This window comes from Providencia sp. Marseille-Q8014 (genome assembly GCF_965112055.1).
In genome coordinates this window covers 3,077,203-3,094,606 of sequence record NZ_CBCOPT010000001.1, presented here as the reverse complement: position 1 = coordinate 3,094,606, position 17,404 = coordinate 3,077,203, and the positions used below count along the sequence as shown (strand labels likewise).

13 protein-coding genes and 1 pseudogene are annotated in these 17,404 nt (G+C 40.5%); 11 read left to right on the top strand and 3 right to left on the bottom strand.

Annotated elements, in window-relative coordinates:
• Nucleotides 1–124: 124 nt before the first annotated feature.
• On the bottom strand, nt 125–2,152 hold the full coding sequence (gene metG / locus ACWPW6_RS13650) for a methionine--tRNA ligase (RefSeq protein ID WP_249999172.1): 2,028 nt from the start codon (nt 2,150–2,152) through the stop codon (nt 125–127).
• Nucleotides 2,153–2,512: 360 nt separating this feature from the next.
• Between metG and apbC the strand changes: the two genes are divergently transcribed.
• The 6 genes from apbC to asmA all read left to right on the top strand — a co-directional run bounded on the left by apbC (nt 2,513) and on the right by asmA (nt 8,904).
• The gene (gene apbC / locus ACWPW6_RS13645; RefSeq protein ID WP_154624490.1) at nt 2,513–3,625 is read left to right on the top strand and encodes an iron-sulfur cluster carrier protein ApbC; all 1,113 of its coding nucleotides are present in this window, start codon (nt 2,513–2,515) and stop codon (nt 3,623–3,625) included.
• Nucleotides 3,626–3,864: 239 nt separating this feature from the next.
• Nucleotides 3,865–4,425, top strand: coding sequence for a LemA family protein (locus ACWPW6_RS13640; RefSeq protein WP_154624489.1), 561 nt, complete (start codon nt 3,865–3,867; stop codon nt 4,423–4,425).
• Nucleotides 4,426–4,491: 66 nt separating this feature from the next.
• Nucleotides 4,492–5,448 carry a zinc metalloprotease HtpX gene (gene htpX, locus ACWPW6_RS13635; RefSeq protein ID WP_154624487.1) on the top strand — a complete coding sequence of 319 codons (957 nt, stop codon included), beginning with the start codon at nt 4,492–4,494 and terminating at the stop codon, nt 5,446–5,448.
• Between the two features lie 217 nt (nt 5,449–5,665).
• Entirely contained in the window at nt 5,666–6,310 is a 645-nt protein-coding gene (gene udk, locus ACWPW6_RS13630; protein ID WP_154624486.1) for a uridine kinase, read from the top strand.
• A gap of 49 nt (nt 6,311–6,359) precedes the next feature.
• Nucleotides 6,360–6,941 carry a dCTP deaminase gene (gene dcd / locus ACWPW6_RS13625; protein ID WP_154624485.1) on the top strand — a complete coding sequence of 194 codons (582 nt, stop codon included), beginning with the start codon at nt 6,360–6,362 and terminating at the stop codon, nt 6,939–6,941.
• Nucleotides 6,942–7,056: 115 nt separating this feature from the next.
• Nucleotides 7,057–8,904 (top strand): outer membrane assembly protein AsmA, encoded by a 1,848-nt coding sequence (gene asmA / locus ACWPW6_RS13620; protein WP_196714061.1) that lies wholly within the window; start codon nt 7,057–7,059, stop codon nt 8,902–8,904.
• Nucleotides 8,905–8,961: 57 nt separating this feature from the next.
• On the opposite strand, the gene ACWPW6_RS13615 is transcribed toward asmA, so the two are convergent.
• Both ACWPW6_RS13615 and ACWPW6_RS13610 read right to left on the bottom strand, forming a co-directional pair.
• Nucleotides 8,962–9,522 carry a hypothetical protein gene (locus ACWPW6_RS13615; protein ID WP_249999170.1) on the bottom strand — a complete coding sequence of 187 codons (561 nt, stop codon included), beginning with the start codon at nt 9,520–9,522 and terminating at the stop codon, nt 8,962–8,964.
• A 171-nt stretch (nt 9,523–9,693) separates the two neighbouring features.
• On the bottom strand, nt 9,694–11,268 hold the full coding sequence (locus ACWPW6_RS13610; RefSeq protein ID WP_154624482.1) for a TerC family protein: 1,575 nt from the start codon (nt 11,266–11,268) through the stop codon (nt 9,694–9,696).
• Between the two features lie 244 nt (nt 11,269–11,512).
• Between ACWPW6_RS13610 and gndA the strand changes: the two genes are divergently transcribed.
• The 5 genes and pseudogenes from gndA (at nt 11,513) to ACWPW6_RS13585 (ending at nt 17,244) form a co-directional block, all read left to right on the top strand.
• Nucleotides 11,513–12,919, top strand: coding sequence for an NADP-dependent phosphogluconate dehydrogenase (gene gndA / locus ACWPW6_RS13605; RefSeq protein WP_154624480.1), 1,407 nt, complete (start codon nt 11,513–11,515; stop codon nt 12,917–12,919).
• 241 nt (nt 12,920–13,160) lie between these two features.
• The gene (locus ACWPW6_RS13600; RefSeq protein ID WP_247047235.1) at nt 13,161–14,336 is read left to right on the top strand and encodes a multidrug effflux MFS transporter; all 1,176 of its coding nucleotides are present in this window, start codon (nt 13,161–13,163) and stop codon (nt 14,334–14,336) included.
• A gap of 16 nt (nt 14,337–14,352) precedes the next feature.
• Nucleotides 14,353–14,508: pseudogene (locus ACWPW6_RS13595) on the top strand (ISNCY family transposase); the annotation flags it as partial.
• A gap of 55 nt (nt 14,509–14,563) precedes the next feature.
• Nucleotides 14,564–16,168: a lipase family alpha/beta hydrolase gene (locus tag ACWPW6_RS13590; protein ID WP_369120025.1), complete on the top strand. Its 1,605-nt coding sequence runs from the start codon at nt 14,564–14,566 to the stop codon at nt 16,166–16,168.
• Nucleotides 16,168–17,244: a T6SS immunity protein Tli4 family protein gene (locus tag ACWPW6_RS13585; protein ID WP_249999167.1), complete on the top strand. Its 1,077-nt coding sequence runs from the start codon at nt 16,168–16,170 to the stop codon at nt 17,242–17,244. The genes ACWPW6_RS13590 and ACWPW6_RS13585 overlap by 1 nt, the downstream gene beginning before the upstream one ends.
• The last annotated feature ends 160 nt before the right edge of the window (nt 17,245–17,404 follow it).

Below are 17,404 nucleotides of genomic sequence, written 5' to 3'. Positions count from 1 at the left end.
TCATACAATTAACTTTATTATTGTGCTACAGATCACAGTTAAAAGGTGATAAAAAAAGCGGAGAATTCATCATTCTCCGCTTTTCGCTTAATAATTAACTCTTTCCAGAGTAGGTTGCGTTATTTTATTTTACTTGCATTCCTGGTTGAGCACCGCTATCAGGGCTAAGTAGGTAAATATCCTTCCCACCAGGACCCGCAGCCATCACCATACCTTCAGACATACCAAAGCGCATTTTTCGAGGTGCTAAGTTTGCCACCATGACCGTCAGTTTACCTTCTAATGCTTTCGGGTCAGGGTAGGCACTGCGAATACCAGAGAACACTTGACGCGTCTCGCCACCAATATCTAATTGTAGTTTCAATAACTTATCAGAACCTTCAACAAAGTCAGCTTGCTTGATCAACGCAATGCGTAGATCAATTTTAGCAAAATCATCAAAGGAGATGGTTTCTTGAATTGGATCATCGGCAAGTGGACCCGTCAGGACTTTAGCGGGTTTAATACTTTCTTTAGAAGCTTCAACCATAGCATCAACCTTCGCCATTTCAATGCGGGTAAACAGCGCTTTAAAGGGTGCAACTTCATGGTCAGTCAATGGCTTTGCAATAGAATCCCATGCCAGATCAACATTGAGGAACGCTTCTGCGCGTTTTGCCAGTCCTGGTAGAATGGGTTTCAAATAAGTCATTAACACACGGAACAGATTGATACCCATTGAACAGATATCTTGTAGCTCTTGGTCTTTACCTTCTTGTTTTGCAACAACCCAAGGGGCTTTATCATCAACATAGCGGTTTGCAATATCTGCGAGTGCCATAATTTCACGCACGGCTTTACCGTATTCACGGCTTGTATAAGCCTCGCCAATAGTTTGGGCTGCATCAACAAATTGCTGATATAGTTCAGGGTCAGCCAATTTAGCTGACAGCTTCCCGCCAAAGCGCTTAGCAATAAAACCGGCATTACGTGAGGCAAGGTTTACGACTTTATTGACGATGTCACTGTTTACGCGTTGAACAAAGTCTTCTAAATTCAAGTCGATATCATCGATACGTGATGAAAGCTTGGCCGCGTAATAGTAACGTAGGCAATCGGCATCCAAATGATCAAGGTAAGAACGCGCGGTAATAAAGGTGCCGCGTGATTTAGACATTTTTGCCCCATTGACCGTCACGTAACCATGAACAAACAGGTTAGTTGGCTTACGATATTCGCTGCCTTCAAGCATTGCCGGCCAGAATAGGCTATGGAAATAAACGATATCTTTGCCGATAAAGTGATACAGATCGGTTTTTGAGTCTTTATTCCAAAACTCATCAAAATTGATATCACCCCGTTTATCACATAGGTTTTTAAACGACCCCATATAACCGATAGGGGCGTCTAGCCAAACATAAAAATATTTGCCCGGCGCATCTGGGATTTCAAAACCAAAATATGGCGCATCACGGGTGATATCCCACTGTTGCAGTCCTGACTCAAACCACTCTTGCATTTTATTCGCAACTTGCTCTTGCAGCGCGCCTGAGCGTATCCACGCTTGCAGCATGTCGCTAAAGGCAGGCAAATCAAAGAAGAAGTGCTCGGTATCACGCATTTCAGGTGTTGCACCAGAGACAACGGAACGCGGATTAATCAGTTCTGTCGGACTATAAGTCGCACCACAGACTTCGCAGTTATCGCCATATTGATCTTCTGCTTTACAGGTTGGGCAGGTGCCTTTGACAAAGCGATCAGGCAAGAACATGCCTTTTTCAGGATCGTAAAGCTGTGAAATAGTACGATTTTTAATAAAACCGTTATTTTTCAATTTACTGTAGATCAGCTCTGATAACTGTTTATTTTCTTCACTGTGTGTGGAGTGATAGTTATCGTAACTGATAGAAAAACCAGCAAAATCTTCCTGATGCTCTTGGTTCACTGCGGCAATCATATCTTCTGGAGAAACACCTAATTGCTGAGCTTTAAGCATGATTGGTGTGCCGTGTGCATCATCTGCACAAATAAAGTGAACCTCTTTGCCGCGCATTCGCTGATAACGGACCCAAATATCAGCCTGAATGTGCTCCAGAATATGACCGAGATGGATTGAACCGTTAGCATAGGGTAACGCACAGGTTACCAATAGTTTATTCGCGACTTGAGACATAGTAATGATCTTACTTCCGTAATTAAAAAGGGACTTTGATGTTACCCGATCACAACTTTCGCTGCTAGGGTAATAGGATATTAATTGTCAAATCAGACGAAAAAGGGTTTTTTTGCTGTTCAGTGGCTTTTAGTTAGGAAGGCGATCACTATTTTTGTGGTTCTCTGTTATGATGAACAGTAGTCAAAGTATACTCGTGATACTTCAAGTTGTAGCGCTACGTTGTGGAATGGGGATTAGCATATTCACACTAGTCTTAACACCTTCCATACGGCTAGCTTTTATTAGCCTGTTGTGAGCTGCACCTCGAATTATTAGGGGTATATCATAGTGTTAAAAATATAAAATAAAGGAGCCGGGATGAACGATAAATCCCCCGAGCAGAACAACCCAGAACTGCTGACTGAAAAAGTCTCCACTGTTTTGGCTTCATTTACACACCCAACACTGAAGCGCAATCTGATTTCTATCAAAGCATTACATCATTGCGCAATGTTGGATAATGTGTTGCATGTCGAACTCGTGATGCCATTCGTTTGGAAAGGGCCTTTTCAGGCACTGATCAGCGAAAAAACGGCAGAACTGAAACAAGTTACTGGCGCTCACGCAGTTGAATGGAAACTACGTCACGACATAACGACACTAAAACGTGCAAATGATTTAGCTGGCATTAATGGTGTGCGTAATATTTTGGCTGTGAGTTCTGGTAAAGGTGGGGTCGGTAAATCCAGTACCTCTGTCAACCTTGCGTTAGCACTAGCTCAAGAAGGGGCAAAAGTCGGTATTCTTGATGCGGATATTTATGGTCCATCGATCCCTAACATGCTGGGAACTACCATGGAACGTCCAACATCACCAGATGGCCAGCACATGGCACCGATTATGGCATATGGCCTCGCGACAAACTCAATCGGTTATTTGGTTACTGATGACAACGCAATGGTCTGGCGTGGCCCAATGGCAAGTAAAGCGTTGATGCAAATGTTGCAAGATACCTTATGGCCAGATTTAGATTATTTAGTTATCGATATGCCACCGGGTACGGGGGATATTCAGTTGACGCTGTCACAAAATATTCCGGTTACAGGTGCTGTGGTTGTGACAACGCCACAAGATATCGCGCTGGTGGATGCGATGAAAGGGATTGTGATGTTTAAGAAAGTGAATGTCCCTGTCCTTGGCATTGTGGAAAACATGAGCGCACATATCTGTAGCAATTGTGGGCATGTCGAGCCGATTTTTGGTACCGGTGGTGCAGAGAAACTCGCTGAGAAATATAACACTAAACTGTTAGGGCAAATTCCATTGCATATCTCACTGCGTGAAGACTTAGATCGTGGTCAACCAACGGTGATGCGTGATCCTGAAGGTGAATTTGCGGATATTTATCGAGAAATTGCGTCAAATATTTCGTCACTAATGTACTGGGAAGGGGATAAAATCCCAACTGAGATCTCATTCCGCGCAGTTTAATACTCTGCTTATTGTAAGGATCTATTTCAATTTAATGGGATAGATCCTTATTTTTCAGCTTACTAACACCGCTTCTTCCTGATTTAACTCATTTCGATTTTTCTGATTTATTATTTGGTTATTTCTCTATTTCATGAGGATAGCGTAGAATGCTGAATATATAATGTTTAATGAATACCTGTTAAGTTAGGGCATTAATATTGCATTTTTTTCCTATGGCGGATGCCTAAAAGGTGATTATGAAATTTTTAATTTTGATTGTCGTTTTAGTATTGATTGTTATTTACTTTTATAACCGTATTGTCGCCATGCGTGAAGCTGTTATATCGAGCGAAACTGAAATCTCAGTGCAATTAGATCGCCGTGGAAAAGTATTTGATAGTTTGCTGGCAACGGTCAAAAAATATTTAAGTCATGAGTCAGAGGTTTTCAGTAAAATTACTGAGCTGAGAACAAAAGCTCAAACCGCAACAGGTGCACAGGCGCGAGAAGCGGAAGATGCTTTATCAAAAATGGTGACCAGTGGTGCGATTAATGTTGCTGTAGAAGCCTATCCAGAGCTGAAATCAGACGCGATTATGGCCAATTTACAAGAGGAAATCGTTTCATCAGAGAATAAACTTTCGTTTGCGAAACGCGGTTATAATCGCGCATTGGAAAGCTACAAAGCGTATATTGCGTCAATGCCAGCAGCGCTTATCGTCGGCATTATTCCGAGTTTGAAAATCGATAAAGACTACTGGCGTCTTGATGAAGAAACGATTAAGAGTGAGGAAGCTCGCCGTATTAATTTTGATTAAAAACGACAATCGTTAATGATATTTGTTAGGGGGATGCCCCTAACAAATTATACAGAGTACTTGTTCATGGATTTTAGAAACATCATACGTAAAAATAATTTTCGTACGCGATTGGTGGTCATTAGTTATATATTTATTATGCTGATCGTCGGTTTATTAGCAGATACAGCGACGCACTCAGACGAGCGTATTGGATTTTTTGAAAATATGCTCATATTTGTGACTTTTGAAAAACTACCAGTAGCAACATTAATTATTTTAGGGCTTACCGTTTTAGGATTGGTATATATTCATTTTCGTGGTCATAAAATGATGTTAGCAGGTCTGAGCGCAAAAGAAATTACAGCGCAAAATGCCAGCACTCCTGAAGAAAGACAACTGTATAATATTTTAGAAGAGCTCAGTTTAAGTGCTACTTTACGCTATGTGCCTCGCCTGTATATTTTAGACAGTGATGAGCCTAACGCATTTGCTGCCGGTTGGGGCGCTAAAAACGCTTTAGTCGGTGTCACTCGAGGTTTATTGCAAACACTCAATCGTCACGAAGTTCAAGCGGTGATGGCTCATGAAGTTGGGCATATTATTCATGGTGATTCTAAATTGACATTGTATGTTGGTATTTTAGCGAATGTGATCCTGACTATTACGAATATATTTAGCCAACTATTTATTCGGACGGCAGGGCGTAGCCGAAATAGTGCATCTAATAAAGCACAGCTAATTCTATTAGCTCTTAACTTTGTTTTACCGTGGATCACCCAAATTCTCTATTTTTATCTTTCGCGAACGCGTGAATATATGGCCGATGCAGCGGCTGTTGATTTAACCACCGATAATCAAGCTATGATCAGCGCACTGAAAAAAATTTCGGGTCAGCATGAAAAACAGCAATATGATAAGTCGGGTATTGGTGACGCATACCGTAGTGCAGCCTATATCTTTAATAAAGGTGATTCGATATTGTCGACGCATCCATCGATAGAAAATCGTATTGCAGCTTTAGAAGGCCGTAAAAAATTTTAGCGGGTTGAGTGATAACAATTTGGGGCACACTATTTTAGTCACATATTGACATACACTTTTTATGATGTTTCCCATTAATATTTGGTATTTTTTGAGTCTGTTTGTGTTGCGAAGCTGGAACCTCACGCCATTAACTCCTATAATTCCGGCAACCATAACTTTGTGAAGATAAAGTTAGGCATTTCATTTCAGATTTATTTAACCAGGTTATCATTTTATGACTGACATAGCGCATCAATGTACCATTGTAGGTATATCAGGAGCTTCTGCATCCGGAAAAAGCCTTATCGCAAGTACCTTATATAGAGAATTAAGGGAAAAGGTCGGTGATCATAATATCGGTGTTATACCAGAAGACTGTTACTATAAAGATCAAACAGATATACCAATGGAAGAGCGGTTAAAAGTCAATTACGACCACCCAAACTCCATGGACCATAGCCTGCTTTATCAACATCTTAAAGCATTAAAAAGCGGTAAATCTGTAGAAATTCCTCAATATGACTATGTCGCTCATACACGTAAAGAAACCAGCATTCACTTCAAACCTAAAAAAGTCATTATTATCGAGGGGATTTTACTGCTTACGGATAAACGTTTACGTGAAGAGATGGATTTTTCGATCTTTGTTGATACCCCGCTTGATATTTGCTTGATGAGACGGATAAAACGTGATGTAAATGAGAGAGGGAGAACATTAGATTCGGTTATTGAACAATATAATAAAACCGTGCGTCCTATGTTCTTACAGTTTATTGAGCCGTCGAAGCAGTATGCCGATATTATTGTGCCTCGTGGCGGTAAAAACCGTGTGGCAATTGATATCTTAAAAGCAAAAATCGGCGAATTTTGCCAAGACTAAACTTGGCTAGGCGACATGGCGATAAAAAATAATGAAGGGGGATATAATCATGCGTCTTTGTGACCGCGATATTATTCAATGGATGGATGAAGGAAAGTTAGTTATTAGCCCTCGTCCACCTATTGAACGGATCAATGGAGCAACAGCAGATGTGCGCCTAGGAAATCAATTTCGAGTTTTTCGAGGACATACCGCCGCTTTTATTGACCTAAGTGGCCCGAAAGATGAAGTAAATGCAGCGCTTGACCGTGTGATGAGCGATGAAATTATTCTCAATGATAATGAGCCATTTTTCCTTCACCCAGGAGAATTAGCACTTGCAGTCACTCTTGAGTCTGTTACCCTGCCTGATAACCTCGTAGGATGGTTAGATGGCCGTTCTTCATTGGCGCGATTAGGTTTAATGGTGCATGTGACAGCACATCGAATCGATCCCGGTTGGTGTGGGCAAATCGTGCTAGAGTTTTATAATTCAGGCAAACTACCACTTGCTTTGCGCCCTGGAATGGTGATTGGTGCGTTAAGTTTTGAGCCATTATCAGGCAGCGCAGATCGCCCCTATAATAGCCGACAAGATGCGAAATATAAAAATCAGCAAGGGGCGGTTGGTAGTCGTATCAGTGAGGACTGATAGTAATATGTATGACGGAATTATTGCTTATATGGGGTAATTCCGCATAGCGCAGGGATAGGTGTAGTGTGAGCCTTTTGTGTGGCGTAGCAGACATAATTTTAGTGAGGGAAGAATGAAACGATTTCTGACGACACTGGTCATTTTGCTAGTCGTGATTGTGGTTGGTCTAACCGCATTAGTGATGTTGGTTAACCCAAACGACTTTAGGCAATATCTTGTGGAAAAAGTTGAGAAAAAAAGCGGGTATCAAATTGACTTTAAAGGGGATATGCGTTGGCATGTTTGGCCAACACTGAGTATTATTACCGGCCCTGTTTCGATTACCGCTCCCAATGCCAGCCAACCTGTTTTAAGTGCGGAGAATATGCGCTTAGATGTGGAATTATGGCCGCTACTTTCTCATCATTTATCCGTCGAACAAATTGTTGTCGATGGTGCAGTGATTCGCCACACGCCTGAAAGTGAACCCCAAATGAATGCGAACTCACCTATTGCGCCTGCCGGTAACCAAAGAACACCAAATTCTCCAGAAAAAAATCAATGGTTATTAGATATCGAAAAAGTTGAAATATCAAATAGCTTAGTGATCTGGAAAACACAAAATGATGAGTACAATCTACGCAATATTGATCTTTCTTTAAAGAAAAGTGATAAGCGCAAAATCAGCGCTAAATTCAGCGGCAACTTAAATAAGAATCAACAAGAGCTACGTTTTGATGCGCGGGCAGAACTTGATCTTTCCCAACTATCACATCAAATTAATGGTCAATTAACTCAGTTTGATTATACTTTCACGGGGGTTGATTTACCTGAAGGTGGGATCACCGGACAACTGACCAGTGATTTTGCTTATATTAAAGATAATATTGCAACAGCGAGTTTACATAACATCGCGATTAAAGCCAATGACAGTGATTTAACGGGTCACGTTGAAGCAAAATTAGGGGCTATTCCAGATATTAATGTTCAGTTATCTTCTCAAACGTTAAATCTTGATAAATTAATTGGCGCACCAAATTCAAGTACAGCGGCTAATTCGTCTAATGAAACGAACCTTTCTACTCGCGTTGGCGTTAAACCGGTGATTTCTGGAAAAGAAACACAGAAATATGATTTATCTAACCTAAAATCATTTACTGGAAATATTAATTTAAATATTGAGAATTTAGTTTATCGTGGAATGGCAGTGAATGCGGTAAAATTTGCAGCACAAAACCAAGCGCCGCAATTAACCATTTCCCAATTAGAAGGTCAGGCCTTTAATGGCCAGTTTTCGCTTCCTGTGAGTATTAATTACTCAAATATTCCAGCGCAAGTTACAGCGAAACCTAATATTCAAAATATTAATTTAACGCCATTGTTGAAAGCGTTTAATATGCCAGAAAAACTGAGTGGTATTGTGACAATCAATGCCGACTTATCGGGCCCAGGTTATGATGATTATGCGGTGAAAAATTTATGGCAAGGCCCTGTGAATTTCAGTTTACAAAATGCACGCTTAGCAGGATTAAATATTCCATTATTAATCCAACAATCTATTTCACGGGTGACCAATAAAATCAATGCACCTGTTAATACAGGTAATTATACTGAAGTAGAGCAATTCACCGTTAATGGTCGCTTAAATAAAGGCACGATTAACATTGCATCCATGAATGCAACTTCTCCTTTAATTTCAATTACGGGGCAAGGATGGGCAAATGTGCCAGCAGAAACATTGGATGTGAACCTCGGTGTGCAAATTACGCAAGGTTGGGGCGGAGACTCTCGCTTTATTCAACAACTGCAATCAATGACAATACCGCTACGTATTTATGGCGGTTGGAGCAACTTACAATATCAACTTAATGTTGAAAGATTGCTACGTAATGAATTAAAGACACAAGCCAAAGAGGCATTAGGGAACTTTTTGAAGAAAGAGGAACAAAAAGGATTGAGTGATTTGCTGAATGCACTATAGCTTTTCTATTGATAAATGGCATCATAGGTCATGATGCCATTTATTGGGATAAAATGATTAGAGTAAACTACGAGGGGTGACGTATTTTGGCGTTGTGTTATCAAATTTTTTATTGGCTTCTTGAGTAGCTTTCGTATTTTTATAGCCTTCTTTTGATTCAATCTTATTTTTATCTAAGCTCGCTGCATTTAATTTACTTTCAAATTTTGCAAGCGTTTCCCGTTTTTTAGAGTTTTGCTTATAGTTTACGCTATTGAGTCTTTCTTGATAGTTTGCTGTTTTAGCCTTCAGAGAATGAAGCGTGTTTGAAAATATTGTTAACTCTTTTTTATTATTTTCTCTCTCCATCGCTCCTCGTTCATGACCTATATTTTCTAATAATGTCTTCATTTTTTGCTGAATAGAGTTAACCTCTTTTTCTATTCCTTTTAATTCTTTAAGCTTAAAGATTCCACTATCAACTTTAGACGTGTTTTGCTGATTTAGAACTGGATTTGATTGAACATTATTGGCTGTACGTTTGATATTTCCAGTAATACCTGAGTTGTGAGCTGTTATTTCTGGCTGTTGTAACTGTTGTGTGTAATTTAATGCTTTATGAGTGATTGACTGGACCATGTTAACCTCGAATAGCCTTATTAAGTTATCCGAATTATTGAACAATCAAATGATTAATGCTTTTAAAAAACGCTGTTATTTTGGCGCTTCAAGTGACTTGTTATGGGAATACTTATCCGCACTATAAAAAATACCGGCCAATTTGGCCGGTATTGTATGAATAAACAAAAATTATTCTTCTTCGTCTTCTTCCGGTACTTTCGGAGGAACAATGAGCACTTTACTAATACGGTGGTTTTTGATTTCAAGCGGCTGGAAAATGCAGCCATTGACTTCAATTTGTTCACCTTCTTCAGGTACTCGTTGTAGGTGTTCCATCAATAAGCCTGCAATGGTTTCATATTCGCGCTTTTCATCCAGTTCCATAGGAACAAATAGGATCAAATCTTCTAATGGCATAAAGCCGTTAGCAATCCAACTCCCATTTTCTAGCTTTTGAATATCATGACGTGAGTCATTTTCTTCTTCACCATCTGGTAAGTTACCGGCGATCGTTTCCATCACATCCGTTAAGGTGACAACACCCTCGACAGAACCAAACTCGTCGACGACAAAAGCAAAGTGAGTCTGTGCTTTACGAAACTGCTCTAATGCTTTTAATAGCGAGAGACCCTCAGGGAAGATAAGAGGTTGAGTAATCAAAGCTCGTAAGTTCAGCGGCTGACCACTTAACTGCTGTTTGACTAAATCGAGCATGTGAACAACACCAACAGGCTCATCACTCACGGTTTCATCGATGACAACAAAACGTGAATGCGGATTTTTTTCCAGCAATTGCAGCAGCTCATTAGCAGACTTATTGACATCGAGATATTCCACATCATGACGTGATGTCATAATACTTTCGACATTACGTTGAGCCATACCTAAAACACGGGCGATCATCTGGCGCTCTTGAGGGTCAAAAACCGCTTGGTTGTCCGCGATTAAGTCTGAAGTGTGCGCATCTAGCTCCGCACGTTCGTGGTTACCACTTAGAATACGTAAAACGGCTTCAGCCGTACGTTCACGAAGTGGACGACTACCTTTGAGGAATTTGCGACGGTTAAATTGTGCAAACTGGTTTAAGACTTCAATCATAATAGAGAAGCCAATCGCAGCATACAGATAACCTTTTGGTATTGCGTAACCAAAGCCTTCAGCAACTAAACTAAAGCCGATCATCAGCAAGAAGCTGAGACATAAGATCACAATAGTTGGGTGATTGTTGACGAACGATGTTAGCGGCTTACTTGCCCATATCATAAGGATCATGGCAATAGTCACTGCTGCAACCATAACCCCAATATGGTCAACCATCCCAACGGCGGTAATGACTGAGTCAAGAGAGAATACCGCATCTAGGACGATAATTTGTGCAACAACAGCCCAGAAATTCGATGTTTTTCGTTGATTAGTGGTGTGCTCATCCCCCCCCTCTAATCGTTCGTTTAACTCCATTGTGGCTTTAAATAGCAAGAATAACCCACCCACCAACATGATGAGATCTCGGGCGCTAAATGGATGATCGAATAATGTTATTAAAGGCTTGGTGAGAGTGATTAGCCAAGACAAGCTAAATAGCAGAATAACTCGCATCACGAGAGCGAGCATGAGACCCGTCACACGAGCCCTATCACGCAATTTTTGCGGCAGTTTGTCTGCCAAAATGGCAATAAAGACGAGGTTATCAATACCAAGAACGATTTCTAGAACGATTAAGGTGGCAAGCCCCGCCCAAATCGAAGGATCTGCGATCCATTCCATACAGTTTGTTTTACCTTCTGATATGACGGCATATGCCGACTCGTGAATAATGCGGTTTGTTTCCCTAAATTTCAATAAAAATTGTCGCGTATGAGACGATAATCTACAAATAATATTCCGTTTGCGTCATCGATTGCATCAATAACTACCCAGCAGAACAAACCTGAGTTAACATGTGATCCTGTTAACAGAATTGCCAGCATAAAAATGGCTGGCTTAGGTCCTAATCAGACAGGAGTTTTTCATGTCAAAGCAACAGATTGGTGTTGTCGGTATGGCTGTCATGGGGCGCAATCTTGCCCTGAATATTGAAAGCCGTGGTTATTCCGTCTCTATTTTCAACCGTTCAAAAGATAAAACGGATGAAGTTATTGCCGAAAATCCAGGGAAAAAATTAGTTCCCAGCTACACGATTGAAGAGTTTGTCGACTCTCTGGAAAAACCACGCCGTATCCTGTTGATGGTGAAAGCGGGTGAAGCAACGGATAAAACGATTGCTGCATTGACTCCGCATCTAGACAAAGGTGATATCCTGATTGATGGCGGCAACACTCTGTATAAAGATACTATCCGTCGTAACCGTGAACTGTCTGAGCAAGGCTTTAACTTTATCGGTACAGGGGTTTCTGGTGGTGAAGAAGGCGCTCTAAAAGGCCCATCTATCATGCCTGGTGGTCAAAAAGAAGCTTATGAGCTGGTTGCACCAATTTTGAAAGAAATTGCCGCTAAAGCCGAAGGCGAGCCTTGCGTAACTTATATCGGTCCAGATGGTGCTGGTCACTATGTGAAAATGGTTCACAATGGTATCGAATACGGTGACATGCAGTTGATCGCTGAAGCATATTCATTGCTAAAAGGTTCTTTAAACCTGAGTAATGAAGAGTTGGCGGAAATTTTTGCTGATTGGAACCAAGGCGAACTTAGTAGCTATCTGATCGAAATCACTGCGGATATCTTCAAGAAAAAAGATGAAGATGGAAAATATTTGGTTGATGTGATTTTAGATGAAGCAGCGAATAAAGGTACAGGTAAATGGACGAGCCAAAGTTCATTGGATTTAGGTATCCCAGTAACGTTGATCACTGAATCTGTATTTGCACGTTATATCTCTTTCCTGAAAGACCAACGTGTTGCCGCATCTAAAGTACTAACAGGCCCAGTATTGAAGCCTGTTGAAGGCGATAAAAAACAATTTATTGAGAAAGTTCGTCGTGCACTCTACTTAGGTAAAATTGTTTCTTATGCCCAAGGCTTCCAACAACTGAAAGCCGCTTCAGATGAATACAATTGGGATCTGAACTACGGTGAAATTGCTAAAATTTTCCGCGCGGGTTGTATCATTCGTGCACAATTCTTGCAAAAAATCACTGATGCATACAATGATAATGCACAGATCGCTAACTTGCTGTTAGCGCCATACTTTAAGCAAATCGCTGATGAATATCAGCAAGCACTACGTGATGTGGTGTGCTATGGCGTACAAAACGGCATCCCAACACCGACCTTCTCTGCGGCAATTTCTTATTACGATAGCTACCGTTCAGCGGTATTGCCTGCAAACCTAATTCAAGCGCAACGTGATTACTTTGGTGCTCACACTTATAAGCGTACTGATAAAGAAGGTGTGTTCCATACCGAATGGATGGAATAATACGTTAAAATAACGTATTAAATTATTAAGGTGCTGGTTTTCCAGCACCTTTTTTATTTTTAAGTATAAAAATAGGGATGTACTATCAATACTTATTGGTCGTTTTTATCTTTATTATTGGATCGAGTATGGTTTTGATTGATGATACTGATAGAATCGAAAGCTTGTTTTTATTCTTAGGCCTCAGGTATTACTGTAAGCCTAGCTGATCATTTTATGATTATAAGTAAGAATTCTATTTATGCGAAAGTTCCTTGTCTTGCTGCTGTTACTTGTGCTGCTGAGTCCATTGGCAATTGATTTATATCTGCCAACAATTCCTACAATTGCGATTGCGTTAGGGGCGCCCGAGTCGCTGATCCAGTCTACTATTGCATTATTTATACTAATTTTTGGTATAGGGCAGTTAATTTCTGGCCCCTTGATCGACCGATATGGACGTAAGCCCATCGCGATTGTGGGCATCCTAATTTACATTGTCGGTTCAACTGTCGCAGCGTTATCAACAACCCCGGAAATTTTTATTGCCGCTAGGGTATTACAGGGGGTCGCTGTTTGTTGCACTGGCGTTGTGGCTTTTAGTGGTGTTCGTGATCGGATGAACGGCACGGAAGCTGCGCGTGCATTTGGTTTTTTAAATGGAACGCTCAATATCGTACCAGCATTAGCACCGCTTTTGGGGGGCTTTCTCGCTGAATATTGGGGATGGCGAGCCCCTTTTTGGTTTTTGGCTCTCTATGCGGTACTCATTTTAATGTTAGTCATCGCATTTTTGCCCGAAACTCGCCCAGCAAGTTTGCAAAATGTGAAGAAGTTGCAACTCAATCACTACCTGCATATCTTGCGTAACAAGCACTTTATTATTTTTGCATTGGTGAATGCAGGTAGTATGGGCATGGTTCTGACGTATGTTTCATTCGCACCGATTGTCTTAATGGGGGATGCAGGACTCACGCCACTAGAGTTTTCATTGGCGTTTGGTGCTAATGGTTTTTGGATTATGTTTGCGAGTTACATTGCTAACTATTATATCCCCAAAATTGGTCGCCCTAACTGTTTAAAAGCCGGCAGCCTATTTATGATAGCGGGGTGTTTAGGCTTGTTATTCGGTTTACTTGTCTTACCAACAGAGTTACAAAACCACTGGTTAGCTTATATGTTACCTGTAGCGTGTGCCTGTACAGGCCTTGCCTTTATGATGGGAACCGCAACGAGTTATGCTTTAGAACCTTTTGAAAAAGAGGCAGGAACGGCTTCGGCTTTAGTGGGTTTTATTCAAATGGCAGTAGGTGCAGCCCTGAGTTTATTGGCGATTAGCTCTCCCTTACCTGCAAATTGGGCATTAGCTATGTTAATGTTAGTAGGCGGAGTGATTGCGTTGGTTGCACGAAATACCAGCTTAAAATTAACGCGTTAAGTAGAGAAAAGATTGAACGCTAACTTTCAGATATGGACATCGTTCATTAGGTTATCAGGCGTTCGACAAGCTGGATTGTATTGACTAAGGACAATTTGTTGATAACAAACGGCTTGGAACAGTACTCAAACTAGCTCAAGACAAGATGGATGACTTGGAACGCCAAGGGAAAAACTAGATAGAAGTTAAAAAATGCCAAAGCGCATTGTTATCTCCCTTCAACCAAAGTGGTTCCGGTTATTTTTTTACCCGGTATTATGGGATCTAACTTACGAAGTAAAAAAGATAAAAAATCAATCTGGCGTATTCGCACGAGTAAGCTTGGAATGGCTGTGGATGCGCTCGGTTGGCTTTTTACCTCGGGAAATAAACGGAAAAAATTACTCGATCCTGAAACGACAGAAACAGATCCCACTCAAGATGTCGATAAAAATGACAACGAGTCTACTTACTTCGCCAATTCAAGACAGAAAAGAGGGTGGGGAAGTGTATTGCAGTTTTCGTATGCAGATCCACTCGACAAGTTACAGAAAGAATTGCTGGTTTGGGAGCAGTATTACAACAAAGCGAAAAGTCAGGGATGCGCGACGGCAGATGAAGCCGAGGAATATTTTTCTCAAGAATCAACGTTCAAGTTCATTTTAGATAAACCCCTCACGCCAGAGGATACCAACCCACTTTCGCTTCGGGAAGCGGGGAAATACCGTGATTTACTGCTTCCGCTTCATGCTTTTGGTTATAACTGGTTACAAGACAACGCTCAGTCTGCACAAGACCTCGGCAAATACATTGATGAGGTCTTAAATTTATACCGCCCTAAACAGAATGGAGGAATTGGACATGGGCTCGCCTTTGAAGAAGGGCATGAGAAAGTCATTCTTGTGACCCATTCGATGGGGGGGTTGGTATCCCGTTACGCTTCCGAATTATTAGATACGCCCTACAAAGATAAAATACTGGGGATTGTGCATGGTGTGATGCCCGACTTAGGTTCACCAACTGCCTACAAAATGATGAAAATTGGGGAGCATTCGATGCCGATGGGGTTAGTGCTGGGTATGAGTGCCACACGACTCATGTCGGTATTAGCCCAATCCCCTGCACCGTTACAACTTTTACCCTCTCCGAAATATAATCATGGTCAGCCGTGGCTGCGGATAGAAAAAGGCAGTCCTGATGGCGTGGCAGATTTATTGCTACCCAAAAATGGGGACCCATTTGAAGAAATTTATCTTCAGGATGATGTTTGGTGGCGAATGTATGAGCCTGATATTTTGGACGGAAAATCGGAACTAATTGATTCTAATTTGAAAAAATATAAAAAAATAATAAGGGATACGGTTAAACCGTTTATTCAAGATATGAATGGTCAATATCATATAAATACTTATCAATTTTATGGAGCGTATTTTGATGAAAATGATCCGAAAGACTCTCGCCGTTCAGATGAAACTGTGACGTGGAAATTACGCGATAAAACCTCGTGGTTATGGGTGTCTGATGATAGCCGTTCTACTGATATTTATGGTGATAAGCGTGAATATACGTTACTCAAATCCAGTGATAAGTGGAAAAGTACACCCTCAATGGATTATGAGGGGGGACGCGGTGATGGCACCGTGCCTAGATATTCCATCAATTTAGATAGAAAAGAATTGTTTAAAGAAATTTTAGAAATGAATGTCGACCATCAGAATGCTTATCAGTTTGCGCCATTGAAAGGGGATGCGGAATTTGACACATACGAAAAAACAGGGGATGTTTCCCCTGCCATTAAATTTACCTTGCGTTCCCTGTGTCGTATCTTGCAAACGGATGAGGTGAAACCCTAATGAAAAAAGGATTGGTGAGTATTTCGAGTTTGGTCTTATTGGCAAGTTTAGCGGCTTGCTCTGTACCTAATAAAACGTATTCAACTTCACTTAATGAAAAGGATTCTGCTGTGATTAATACTCTATTTGATGATGCACCGACCTATTGTTTAGGACGTTATACCTTTAATTATCCTAAATCTTTAACACAGGAATTATCATCGATTATTAAAATTGATGAGATGATAATTGAGAGTCAATTTATTTATCCCCCTGCATTTAAACAACGTATTGAGCTGCGAGAAGATGAATTAAAACATGCATCGGTAAGAAATGTGTCTAATGCACCATTTTTGAAAGAGACTATTCGATTAGATAATGGGGTTATTTTTGATCATAATATCAATAATGTTAAACCCGATTCATCAAGAGAGTTGGAAGCGCATGTTTATATCGACCATGTTGCTTTTATTATTAAGACCGAGATAGATGATATATCTAGCTCTAAGTATGAAAAAGAACAATTAGATTATAAAAAACACAATTGGCTTATCAATGATAAGCCTGAAAAACTAGCAGCGATGCAATCACTAATTTCGCGTTTACATGGTCGACCAAAGAATGAAATTCCAACCGAAAAAGGGGTCTGCATTCCTTATGGGTTTATTCGCGATGATGGCAAATCGCATCAAGAAGAAATTTCGATGGTTTTTGAAAACCCTCAATTCTATTGGGCGGTCGATATGGATAATACGATAGAAAGTGAAAAGGAAAGTATGTTGGATAGGGCTGATGAAATTAAATCTGTTCTTTCTCAATATGGGGGTAAAACGTTACGGAAAGGAAACGTACAGTTTAATAACGTGGCAGGTGAAGAGTGGTTAACGTTGGGGCGAGATCCTCGCTATGACAATCAATCCGATAAGTTTTATTATTTTCAATATTATGCGAATGAAAAAAATATCGGCTATTTACATCCATCCGTTAGCATATTGATGCATTCGACCAGTAAGGTTGTCCATTATACGGATGATCAAATGGTTGAAATTTGGGATCGCGTTTTGCAATCCTTTAAAATTCGCCCTAACGCTTATTAAGCTTAGATAGCGCAATGATAGGGTTATTATTGCGCTTATTTAACATAAAGGTGCTTACATGCCCTGACATTTGTAGCTCCAATTCAGTAATGTCTCTTTATCTTACTGCCGTCTTCTTGATTTTAGGTTATATTTTATTCATAACCTAAATTTAAAGGAT